The sequence below is a fragment of the Candidatus Saccharibacteria bacterium genome (assembly GCA_016432585.1).
In the GTDB taxonomy this organism is placed as follows: domain Bacteria; phylum Patescibacteriota; class Saccharimonadia; order Saccharimonadales; family Saccharimonadaceae.
Genome location: CP066696.1, coordinates 39,246 through 52,078, shown reverse-complemented (window position 1 = coordinate 52,078; position 12,833 = coordinate 39,246). Strand labels below are relative to the sequence as shown.

Genomic DNA, 12,833 nt, shown 5'->3' with positions numbered 1-12,833 from the left:
CTAATCGGTAACTTCTACGCCGCGCCAAAACGCAACAAAATTCGTAAAGTCTTTCCTCACTCGCTCTACCGAACCATCTTTTGGCTGCGGGTAGTACCACGCGGCATCCTCGTTCACGTTGCCGTCAACCGTCACGTTATAATAGCTCGCTTCGCCTTTCCAGGGGCATATTGTATGCAGGTCGCTCGGCGAAAAGTATTCTTTTTTAATACTGTTCGATGGAAAGTACCAGTTGCCTTCAATACGAATCAGATCGTCTTTATCTGCCTCTGCAATTATTTCGTTGTTCCATATTGCTTTCATAGTCTCTCCACTCTCCTTAGTTCTCCGTTCTTGTCGGATCAAGAAGCCGGCCGCCTTTTGATACATGCGGATTAGTACACATCGCACGGTTAAAACAGCATGGGCGACGCTCGCCATGACGAAGTTTCGAAAACGACACGACAATGCGTTTCGCACGGGTCTCTGGATTTGCAGTTGAAGCTATCCAGCGAATCCACTCCCAGCGCGCCATTGGCGTTACCCGCGACCATAACGCAAACACTTCAGGATCGGCATCAAGTGCCTTTTGTAGGTCACTTGGAATAGTCGGCTCTATCCAATCTTTCGTTACTTCAAAGTCCAATGCTACCGTATCACCCGCCTTTACACCTGTGGCCGTTCGCATTTTTTCATCAATGGCCAGCCAGTGGCTCCAATTGCCATCTGGTTCAAGTGCCGTTTGAAATTCGTAACCATTTAGCGAGCCTTTTACCATTACTTGGCTACGTGACGGCAATTCTGCACTTATCTCATCGGGCAAACGAAGAAGTGTCGTATCGCCAATAGTAAATAATTTTGTTTTTAAACGAATCATAGATTAAGGCTCCTTAGATCCATTATAGCAATAGCCCCGGGCCATTCTGAAATCGCAGATCACTGCCTTACTCTGACAAACAATGCACGAATTCCCTGTATGTAATCTTTGGATCACCCACCTTAACGTTAATTCGTATCGCCCCGGGGCGTTTCTCTAGCTCGCGCTCCATTCTTGCGGCCAGATCTTCAATAACCGGCAGCTCATCATCACTAATAGGCGGCTGTCCCGCTTCGCCCCATGTGCCGCGCTCTAGCAGCCTTGCAATTGCCGTAGGGCGATCATTATGAAGTATAAATTCGTAAAACTCAGCGCCGATATCCTTTGCGATTTTCTCAAACTCATCAACATCGCCCGCACTCGTTACAAGGTATGGCAATAGTACATCGCGACCTTCCACAAGATACGTGCGGGCCATGGCCTTCGTTAACAAAAACAGTAGGCGGCGAGCCTCGTCTTCATTCGCCTGCCAGCTGCCCATATTAACGATTAGTTCATCGCCTTCAATCACCATCGCAAGCGGATGATCGGCAATGTACATTTTGGCAACCGTCGTTTTACCGGCGCCGGCAAAGCCGTTTAAGAGAATTAATTTTGGCTTAGGCATCTGCTTAAAAGTATAGCGCAATTCGCTCACATGAGCATCTTAGTACCCTTCTACCAGACCCGGCTTTGTTATAAGTAGTGATATAATAAATGATAGGCCTTGTATATAAAATAAAAAATATGACATTACACTCTGCAATTTCACATATAAAAAATAAAGTCCTACTTACTTCTGTAGTAGGACTATTACTAATACTCGCTATCTCACTTGGTTGGGCGCTTTACGCCAATGCTTTTCAAAAAACGTCTAGTACCGCCAATCTAAAACAGGTGGCCAGCAGCGTCATCCGTACGAGTAATCTCGCTAAGTCTCGCTTGGCCGTACAGCAAAGTGGTTTGCAAGAAACGAGGGTTACACCCTTACCGGGAAAAGGGGGATTAATTACGGTTACCGGCTCTACTTCTGCGCTAAACTCTGTTGAACGCACGATGCAAGCCGACTCTGGTTTTAAGATATTTCCCAACTACAATTACAAGCCAGCTATTACACCAAACGATCCTCTGTTCGCCAATAATTCTCAGTGGAACCTCACAAAAATTAATGCTCCACAGGCATGGGACACAGCTACGGGGTCACAAGAAACCACTATCGCAATTATCGATTCCGGGGTTCTTTTTAGCCAAGGCTGGGCGGCTTCACCAGATTGCCCAACGCAAACCCCCTGCCAGCAATCCGACCTTCCTACGCAAAGAGCTTGGGTAAATTCTGGTGAGGTTGGTTCTAGCTCTACTGAAGGTCCTGCACCAAACTGTACAACCCAAAGCATTCCTATCGACAAATCATGTAACAATATTGACGACGATAGCAATGGGTTTATAGATGATACTAAAGGCTGGGATTTTATGGGAGGCTGGCGCGGCGACAGCGCAGCCTGTCCTAACTTTGCAAGCCCAACAACATACCAAAGCTCAACCTACCCAGAATACATTACCTACGATAATGACCCGCAACCGTATTCATGTGATAGCCCAGCTCACCAAAACGAGCTGAACCGCAATCATTTTAATGGCTCGTGCCAGGCATTCGAAAGCGCCTGCTACACAAGTCATGGAACATCCGTTGCTGGCATAGCAGCAGCATCTAGCAACAACAGCAATCTGATTGCAGGTATAGACTGGAACACTAAAATTATGAGCCTTCGTGCCTTGGACGGCTACGGATGGGGTAATTCGGCACTTATTACGGCGGCTGTCGAATACGCCACGCAAATGGGCGCAGACGTTATCAACCTGAGCCTTGCCGTATATGACACTAATGGAGATTGTACGGTTACCGATCAGCTTTTGGAGGACGCGCTCGCATCGGCGAAGGCGGCCGGCATTATTATCGTAGGAGCCGCGGGCAATGGCGGTACAGAGGGCGTATGCTACCCGGGGCGCTCTGTCCACGCATTAGCCACAGGAGCAACGACTTCTAGCGATACGCGCGCCTCGTTCTCAAGCTATGGAGCCGGGCTCGATGTCATGGCACCCGGAGCGGGCGTTGCAACAATTTTAGCACCAGACAAATCAAACAATTACTCTAGCAGTAGCCTCGGCGCAAATGGAACGTCCTTTTCAGCACCGCATATATCTGGAATAGCCTCGGTACTTATCGGCAAAAACCCAACTCTCACTCCCGCAGAGATTCGCGATACAATAGCGCAAAGTGCAGATAGAGTTGCGGGCATGGAAGGTGCGTCTTACACAAAAGAGTACGGCTTCGGCAGAGTAAACATGAAAGCTGTTGTCGACACAACCTTGCCCACCTACAGTCCACTCCAAGATCCCCGGCAAATGTGGCTCTCGGAAGCAACACAAAAAACCAATCTTTTAACGGGCGAAAAGAGTGGCGAGGTGCTTTCAAGGGAGCGTATTGTACGCTTTACTACCAAGACACTTGTCAATGGAGTTTGGTATTTGCGATCCGAGCATGATACTAATAACAGTTTCCATTTCGGCATTCCTTTTAGCGCGTTACGCGAAATGCCGAGCTACACACCGCTAGTTCAGCCAAGAGACATGAAACTTGCCTACGACACGCAAAAAACCAGTCTTTTAACAGCACAGAAGAGTGGCGAAACCTTCCTAAAAGGACGTGTCATACGTTTTACAACCAAGACATATTTAAATGGGGTGTGGTACTTACGATCCGAGCACGACACAAATTATAACTATCACTTAGGATTCCCCTTGTCGTCACTCCGCGAGAAATAATCTACAAAACCTACGGTTTCGGCAGGTAGCTCTTTTCGACATGCCCGGTTAATACCTCAGGATGCGGTGATCCCTGTTATGGTTTATACTACTTAGTAATGAAGCTATATCCCTCCGTACGCCCCTATTGGCACGTTGACGCTAAATGGATTTGCGGCCTACTCTTCGTCTTCTGCCTGTTCGTCACGCTACTACTAGCGACGGCTGTCAAATTAACCGACGAAAATCGTGGTCCAAAAATTGCAGCACTGGCAATTGGTAGCATGTTTATACGCGACGACTCCCTGACTGACATAGACGAGATGAAACGAACTCTGAAAAAACAAGGTGGCGTTATACGTCCACTTCCAACGATGCCCGAGGTAACTATTACAAAACAAGACCTTTCTCTTTCTGCTACTGAAATAAAGCTAAAAGTATTCACTCCCCTCACGACAATACTCTACAACGACGGTATCGAAGCGACAGCCAAGCGTTTTGCCACAAGCCCCAAGGAAGAGCAAAAGTTCATAAACGACGCTTCGGCCCTTCGCCTATTCACCAAACAAACCCACAATTCGCTAAACGGACTTCTCGGAATATTTTCTACCCTCTCCGCGCTGCTACTTATCGGTGTTATTTACTTCAGCGCTAGATGGGGCCGATTGGCTAATTTTGGACTACAACTGTTTATCGTTGGCGTACCCGGCAGTCTATTAGGTCTACTGTTAACTAACCCGCCAAAAAATGGTGATAGCGCCCTGGGCTTTCTGCCTGTCGATATTGCCACGGAATTGGGCGTCGTCATTGGGGAGGTTTATTACTGGATCGCAATATCTGGATTACTCATACTCCTACTTGCCCTCATCGGTAGAGTGATAAGCTTTGTAACTAAAAAGACCACTCGAAAACCACCCACCACTAACGACGCGAAGCCCAAAACAACAACGACTACGTAATTATGAGTAGACGCTACTTCGCAATTTATTAAGAGGAGCAATTGCTTAATACAAATCTATTGCGTTTTTCTTAATCTTAAATTATGCTTAAGGTAATTTAAGGGGGATTCAGGCGTGTCAGACATTGCTATTTGCTGTTCATACAAAAATGCAAGCAAGGGGCCATGCTGTGCTTAAACTCTCCCAACCTCGAAGGTTCAAAAAATTAGTAAAGCCCGGCGCTCTTTTTGTTCTTGCGCTACTGATGGTATTTACCTTGGCGCAGCCATCGCAGCTCATGGCGCTCTTCGCCAATTCAAACCCAAAGACATTCGTACGCCAAAGTGTTACCCCGCTCGAATCAGATAGTAATACGAACGCCGCTCCGAGTCTAAAAAACGTCGATCCTGCGGCTCTTGGAAATCTTACCACCGATCAAAAGACCGATAATCAACGCGAGCGCAAACAGGTTCGTGAACTCACCGAAAAAAGAACTGCTTATACAAAAACATTCTTAAATGACGATGGGACAAAAACTCTCGACTTCAACACTCGTCAGCAAAATTACAAAGATGGTAGCGAGTGGAAGACAATCGATAACGCCCTCACGCAAACTCTAGAATCAGGCAAAACCGGATTTAAGGGTAAGGCAGGCAAGATGTCTGCCCAGCTACGACCTCTCTCTGACGGAATCTCTTTTGATGCCGATGGAAAGAATATTACCGTTAAGCCTGTAGGCGTAAACAACGTAACACCGGAGCGAAAAGATGAAGCCACTGTCGTTTATAAAGACGCTTGGCCTGGTGTCGATCTGGAATACGAACTACGTGGTGAATCAATAAAAGAAATCATTGTCGTTAAGAATAGAACCTCGAAAACATCCTTTGATTTTGCGGTCGAAGGTGGCACAGTTATTAAACATCCTAAAAACGTAGGCGAACTAACCATCGAAGGTATTTCCGATGAATACAGCTTTAGCTCTCTCACCCTTGATGTAAACGGCCGAGGTGTTATAAACGAACCACGAGTTTCCCAAACACCAACAGCAACTGGCATCTCCGTTAAGCTCGACTCTACTTGGTTTAAGAATCAGCCCGATTCAGCATTTCCTATGCGAATCGACCCTACATTTACTAAGCAAAGCCAAATCGTCTACAAAATGTATAGGTCGGATGGCTTTGCCTGCAATGCAAGCAACTGCTATGCCAACACAGGGTCACTCTACGATAACGGCTGGAAACACTGGCGAAGTTACATCAATATCCCCTACACCGAACTAACAAACAAAACTATTCTTAACGCCGATCTTTACGGATGGTTCAAGTCTGGAATCGGTGGCACAACAACCACAAAAACAATCACCATGGGACTCGCCAGTTGTTCCACAGGATTTAACTGTACCGGTTCAACGGCAGGCAGCGCCAGCGCTTCAACAAACTTTAATATCGATTTCACCGCTAAGTTAAAGGCGCTTGTTGATGCCGATGACTATGCAAGCTGGTGGAGTATCCGCGGTCAAGAAGGCTCGTCTCTCACCTACAAGCCCTATTACGACATGAAAGCAACGGTTGTTTACGATACGCCAACCCCAATGGCAACTGCGGCATCTCCTGCAAATGGCGGCACTGTTGTTACCACACAGCCAAGCCTTCGCGTCAATAACGTCACCGATACCGACGGTGATGCTGTTAAGTATTACTTCCGCGTCACGACAAACCCCGACGCCGAAACTGGCGCAGTCATTAACTCGGGCTGGGTTAGCTCGTCTCAGTGGACAGTTCCCGATAACATTCTTCAAGACGGTCGAACATACTACTGGCACACCTACACCAAGGGGTATGCACAAAGAGACCCTAACTGGGTAAGATCGTTTAAAGTAGACATGCGTACAGGAAAAGACAGCACCCAGGCGTACGAGCAACTTGGACCAATCAATGTCGACCTTGCAACAGGTAACGCAACCACAAGTACCGGTACTCACAATATCTCGGCGCTCGGTGGAAACATAGGCGTTAGTCTAGATTACAACTCGCCCGCCATGTCGAGCCCGGGGCTTGTCGGCCAATACTGGAACAACACGACACGCAGTGGAGCACCCGTAGCCACTCGCGTCGACCCTAATATAGATTTCTTATGGGCCAATGGCAGTCCATCCGCGGGCGTCGTAGCGGAAGATAACTTCTCAGCGCGCTGGACTGGTTATATCACCGCCCCTCAGACTGGCGACTACACCTTTGGGTGCGCAGTCGACGACGGCTGTAATGTATATATCGACAATCAGCTTCACCTCAATAAATACCCGAACGGTACTGGTTTTGGAGCGTCAAGCATTCATCTTGAGGCCGGGAAAGCAACTCCTATAACGGTAGAGGCAACCGAATTTACTGGAGTAGCAACCATGCAACTTCTTGTTCAGGGTTCTGTTCCGCAGCAAGTAGTGCCTGCCAGCTGGTTTGACACTGGCGCTCGCGAAACCGCAACAAAATACGGCCTTGAGGGGCGCTACTACAAAGATGACGGCACAAAAACATTCCCAACCAATCCGAACGATCCAAATCGCCTACTTATGGCAAGAAACGACAGTAAGATAAACTTCGTATGGGGTGCAGGCGCAGCCTCACCTGGCTTACCTTCAGATGACTTTCTCGTTCGCTGGAAGGGCTACCTCACCGTTCCTACGTCTGGAAGTTACACACTTGGAGCAAACGGCGATGACGGCATGAAGATTAAACTTGGCATTGGCGCCTTTGGCGCAGACCAAACTATCTACGATAGCTGGGCACCTTATATCGGAGGCGACCACTGGGGCACGCCTGTCAACCTTACCGCCGGACAGCAAATACCAATTACCGTTGACTACTACGAAGGTATCGGCAACGCGCACTTCCGATTGCTTATGCAAGGCCCAGGACTTGCCGCACAAGAAATGCCTATTACCTGGCTAGCACCAAAAGCCAATATCCTTCCGAACGGGTGGGAGATGGGGCTTGGCGATGGAAACATTAATTATGAACGCCTACAAGTTTCATCGAATGCTGCAATCCTTTCGGACAGCACCGGACAAACATACGAATATACATGGAAAAATAATGGCTATGTCGCGCCAAAAGACCAAGAAGCAGTTCTCACACGAAACGACGACAGCACCTACACAGTTCTTGATACCGAGGGCAAGACATACATCTTTGACGCCGAGGGCAAGCTTACGTCTGTTACTGCCTCTGAGGATGATCGCCAACCTGCGGCACTTAAATACGAGTATGCCGGAAATCCTTCCCGCCTCGTAAAGATATCGGACGGAGTAGACGAATCACGCAACGGAACCCTCCATTATTCTGGTGACAGCGAATGCCAAATACTGAGTGGTTTTGATACCGCACCAAGCGGCATGCTATGTGCCTTCAAAACGACAGATGGAAAAAAGACCCTCTTCCAATACAACCAGGGTAACCTTTCTAGAATCGTACAGCCAGGCGATGCCTATGAAGACTTTGGCTACGACGCGTTCGGACGCATTAATTCTTACCGAGACATGCTAGCAAACGATGCGATAGCCTATGGAGTACGAAACGATGATATCAGCGCAGTTACAACAATCAACTACGACGGACTGGGACGAGTGCAATCAGTTATTTCGCCCGCATCAACAGATCAACAGCCACGCCTGGAAAGCACATTCTCATATAAATACAACGAAACAGCGATGAACGTTGTTGGCGCTTCGGAGCCTCACGGCTTCAGTAAGCGCATTACCTACGATAATTTATTCAGAACAACTTCGGAAACGGATCTAGCCAATCTCACGTCACAAATTGAGTGGCATCCCGATAAGGACTTAGTCCTATCGACGACCGATCCAAAGGGGCTTAAATCAACAACGATTTACGACAATAATGATCTACCAATTGACGGCTACGGTCCTGCTCCCTCAACCTGGTTTGGCGCTGATCGTACGCCGATTACTGCACGCGTGAGTGATGTCCCTCATGTAAAGACGGGATATGATGAGGGACTTACCGGACTAGGCGTTGCATACTATGACAATAAAAAACTCCTGAGAGCGCCAAAATTAAACAGCACTGCAATATGGAGCACGACAGCACCCGTCGCGACATCCTTTACGGCAAATACCACACCTGTAACTTCAACCGACGGATGGGGTGCCCGCTATACCGGCAAAATTAAACTTGACGGTGTGGGCGACTATAATTTCAAAGTTAGAGGCGATGCCGGCTTTCGTCTCTATATCGATGACCAGCTCTATGTAGACGGATGGGGTGACGGAACGCTTAGTGGTGGTGATCGAACCGTATCAGGAACACCTTATAATAACACCACGGCCAACACCTATCACCGTATCCGAATCGACCATTATCATGGCTCGAATACGGCAGCTAGCCTTCAGCTTTATCTGACGACACCGGGTCAATCCGAAACATCCACTTTCTCCAATCAGCTCTCGCCCGACTACAGCCTTCCTACGTCAACCACTGTGTTCGACTCACAACTCGGAAATCTTGAAACAAGAACCATATATAAATCACCCGAATATGGGACGATTGATAAATCAATCCTTGACCCTACAGGGTTAGCTTATGAGAATAAAGCCGTCTACGAGGAGCCTGGCGAAGGCCTCCTCCGACAAACAAGCAGGACATCGGCTGGAGGAACAAAAACGTCCTATCAATATTACGGCTCATCCGAAACGAGGGATAATCCCTGTACACCAGAGGTGGAAGCACATAAGCAAGCCGGTTTCATAAAATCGAAGACTGAACAGGACCCTGACAGCACAGGACCACTCTTAGGCCGTGAAAGTGAGGTCGTATACAATAACTCTGGAGCTGTTGCGGCTATCCGATACACCAATGAACCTTGGATGTGCGTGACCTTCGATGCCAGAGAGCGAATCATAAACACATCCGTGCCTACCGTTGGTAATATGCCCGGTCGTACTATCAGCAACAACTACGCCGTAAACGGAAATCCACTCATAGTAAGTTCGACCGATTCGAGCGGAACAATAACAACCGAAAGCAACATCCTTGGTCAAGTTGTAAAATATACTGACGCTAAAGAAAAGATTACGAACAGTAGCTATGACGCGTTAGGGAAACTACTAACCCGAACGAGCGTTCTCGGCAATGAAAGCTACACGTACGATCAATATGATCGACTAAATACATACAGCATCGACAGCATCACTTATGCGACAGTTACCTATGACCAGTTCGGCCGAGTGGAGAATGTCGACTACCCTTCTGGCATATCGCTAAGTGATATTCAGCGTGATGAATTGCTTCGAGAGTCCGGAACCTCGTTTACGCTAAGCGACGGAACAACCATCGATGATTCCGTCACCTACTCAGCCAGCGGAGATATTACGAACGGTACGGAAAACAATGTATCAAAATCGTACACCTACGATAGAGCTACTCGATTAACCTCTGCGACAATAGGTGAAAGTGTGTACGAATACGGATTCGAAGATTCTGGTGAAAGTTGCTCATTACTGCCGGGCAATAACCCTAACGCAGCAAAAAATGGTAACCGAACGACAGCGACCGTTAATGGCCAGAGCACTACGTACTGCTATGATATGGCCGACCGACTCATCTACAGTTCAGACTCAAAGATTGACACGCCAGAGTATGATACTAGGGGTAATATAGTCAGCCTTGGAGCCACGAGTCAGAAAACAAACTTTGGTTTTGATGCTAGCGGACGAAACACTTCAATTGAAGAAGTGTTGGCGGCTCAAACAGGCTCAAACAATACTGATCAAGAACAAAAAAAGAATATAGATTATGTGCGCGACGTACAGGGTCGCATTATAGGGCGCACAGCCTCAGAGAATAACATCGTAAAGAGCCACTTACAGTATGCCTTTACGGGGGGCGAGGACACTCCCGACGCCCTACTTAGCGAATCAGGAGATGTTGTACAGAAATACGTAACTCTCCCGGGAGATGTGCTCCTCACTATCTCTCCCCAAGAAACCAATGCCATGAATAAAGTCTACAGCCTTCCAAACATTCATGGTGACGTATCAGCAACCGTTAATAACAGTGGGGAGTTAATTTCTAAACACTTAACTGGTCCGTTCGGTGAGTATGTTGCCGGCACTACAAGAGCACAAAACACTGCATCAGGCACTTCTTGGCAATATGTAGGACAACACCAAAAAATCAGCGAAACGGACATTGCTCTCGAACCTATTCAGATGGGAGCCAGGGCCTACATTCCCTCCTTGGGACGGTTTATCTCAGCAGATCCAGTAGAGGGAGGTGTGGATAATGATTATGTTTACCCTACAGACCCAGTAAACAGATACGACCTAACCGGGATGTGGGATTTATGGGGGAGCGTAAAAAGTGCAGCGCAACAATCATGGCACTGGGTTGGTCAAAACGCCGACACTATTGGAGTCGTGGCTGCTGGCGCTGGGCTCGCAGCATGTGTAGTCGCTACAGCAGGTGTCTGTGCCGGAGTGGCGGCGGCCGCTACAGTCGTAGGGGCTACGAGCGCAGCAGCCCAAGTACGATACGAGGGCGGAAGCTGGAGTCAAGCAGCCGGCGCAGCGGCCGTATCCGTCATCACTGATAAAGTAGGGGGTAAGCTCTTAGGAAAAACAAAAGCAGCGCGAGATTTTGGTAAGATAAAGAGGGGGTCAAATACGGGAAAAACGAGAAACTACAGAGTTTCCGTAAAAACGGTAAAAAAGAAGGCTGTTCAAAAAAGAGCCCTTAAAAACTTAGTCAAGACTATCACCAGTTATTATGCCGGGGAGACAACGAGGAATGTTTATTTAGAGGCTTACAGACCTATCGTCAAAGCAGTTAAACACTTCATCTCATCTATACAAAGGATTTTCAAATGGTAAAAAACGCAAAAAAATATTTAAAACGCAAATACACTAAACCCCTACTCATAGGAGTCGGCACTACACTCCTCGTCATGCTTATGTACACACCCTTCTTCGATAATTACGTCGAGCGACCCGGACGTCAACACGCGCGTGAATACGCCACCCTACTATTAGTCACGTGTCTAGGATTTATGCTGGCTATTGGCGTTTACCAATATACTGCATACCTAAGAACCAAAAAAGCCAAAGGAGACAATAAAAATGCAACTAGCACCATCAAAGAATCCAGAAAAAGAAAGTAAAAGTTTTACGCTCCTCGGCGCCAGCCTGGGACTTGCGTCTATCTTACTATGGTATCTTGCAATTGCAGGGCTCGCCTTTTGTGCAAGGGGTGCTATCTTGTCGCACCGCATAAATAACATAAAGCTTTTAATTGTTGCAATTGCAGGACTCGCGATAAACCTTACTGTTTTAGTAATACATTTCTATCTATAGAATTGATATTTCACTAAAGTGAGGCCGTGCCGAGTAGTAGATCGACACCCACCTGCTCCTATATTCATATCGAACGGAGCCCTATATTCGACCTCCTTTACATTCTTAAAAAGCGAAGCGATCTTTCAACTACATCAACAAATGCCCGCAGGCTGGCTTCCGAGTTGTCCCGTGAACCGCTAGTAGTTCTAGGAAATCTTTTGTAGTTAGCGGTAATATATAGACCATAGGCATTTTTAATGACATACGTGGTCGATTCGAGTCCCGGCATAATAGATTTCGAGTCAGTAAAACTTAGATATTTTTTAGCACGTATGCCATCAATCATTACATCTGTAGCTGATTGAGCATAATCAAGATACAGTCCGTCATCTATATCATCACTGATCGAGAAAGTCATCTGTGGAGGAAAATCAGACCCGACTTCACATAGTTGAGTGCTCTTACCATCAACAATAGAAAGTCCATCGTTAGTTGTTCCAAAATAAACTTTATTTTGCGGATTTTCAATATTAGTATTGTCACACTCTATTTTTATCCAATTTTTAGGATAATTAAACTCAATACCAATTGAGTCATTCCGATACGTAAGCATATCCGATTTTGACTTATCCTCATTTTGCGCCGTATCAATAGTTTTATTCGTTTCTGTATTAACAGTGTCTTTTTTATTAATAAAATTCTGCCAAAAGACAAATCCAAGTACACCTAGAAGCGTAACGACCAAGATGATGATAATGATAAAGTGCACACTGCCTATTTGCCTAGAAGAACTTTTAACCATACTTTAAGAATAACATTATCACGCCTTTGCTTTGCCCTAAAACGAAAAAATGATCCACCAATGGTGAATCATTTTTCATGGCTCCCACTAGTGGACGCACTTCGTAAACTT

The 12,833-nt window shown here is 46.8% G+C and carries 8 protein-coding genes; 4 read left to right on the top strand and 4 right to left on the bottom strand.

What is annotated here, in order from left to right; translation table 11 throughout:
* The 3 genes from HZB75_00220 to HZB75_00210 form a co-directional block, all read right to left on the bottom strand.
* Nucleotides 1-303 carry a DUF427 domain-containing protein gene (locus tag HZB75_00220; GenBank protein QQG50923.1) on the bottom strand — a complete coding sequence of 101 codons (303 nt, stop codon included), beginning with the start codon at nucleotides 301-303 and terminating at the stop codon, nucleotides 1-3.
* Between the two features lie 16 nt (nucleotides 304-319).
* On the bottom strand, nucleotides 320-856 hold the full coding sequence (locus HZB75_00215) for a DUF1905 domain-containing protein (protein ID QQG50922.1): 537 nt from the start codon (nucleotides 854-856) through the stop codon (nucleotides 320-322).
* 67 nt (nucleotides 857-923) lie between these two features.
* Nucleotides 924-1,463, bottom strand: coding sequence for an AAA family ATPase (locus HZB75_00210; GenBank protein ID QQG50921.1), 540 nt, complete (start codon nucleotides 1,461-1,463; stop codon nucleotides 924-926).
* Nucleotides 1,464-1,582: 119 nt separating this feature from the next.
* Between HZB75_00210 and HZB75_00205 the strand changes: the two genes are divergently transcribed.
* From HZB75_00205 to HZB75_00190, 4 genes are all read left to right on the top strand, one after another.
* Nucleotides 1,583-3,658 carry a S8 family serine peptidase gene (locus HZB75_00205; GenBank protein QQG50920.1) on the top strand — a complete coding sequence of 692 codons (2,076 nt, stop codon included), beginning with the start codon at nucleotides 1,583-1,585 and terminating at the stop codon, nucleotides 3,656-3,658.
* Between the two features lie 98 nt (nucleotides 3,659-3,756).
* Complete coding sequence (locus HZB75_00200) at nucleotides 3,757-4,596, top strand: hypothetical protein (GenBank protein QQG50919.1); 840 nt, start codon at nucleotides 3,757-3,759, stop codon at nucleotides 4,594-4,596.
* Nucleotides 4,597-4,765: 169 nt separating this feature from the next.
* Nucleotides 4,766-11,458, top strand: coding sequence for a hypothetical protein (locus tag HZB75_00195; GenBank protein QQG50918.1), 6,693 nt, complete (start codon nucleotides 4,766-4,768; stop codon nucleotides 11,456-11,458).
* A gap of 246 nt (nucleotides 11,459-11,704) precedes the next feature.
* Entirely contained in the window at nucleotides 11,705-11,938 is a 234-nt protein-coding gene (locus HZB75_00190) for a hypothetical protein (protein QQG50917.1), read from the top strand.
* 97 nt (nucleotides 11,939-12,035) lie between these two features.
* Here the strand turns inward: HZB75_00190 and HZB75_00185 are convergent, their stop codons facing one another.
* Entirely contained in the window at nucleotides 12,036-12,722 is a 687-nt protein-coding gene (locus HZB75_00185) for a hypothetical protein (protein QQG50916.1), read from the bottom strand.
* Nucleotides 12,723-12,833 lie beyond the last annotated feature (111 nt).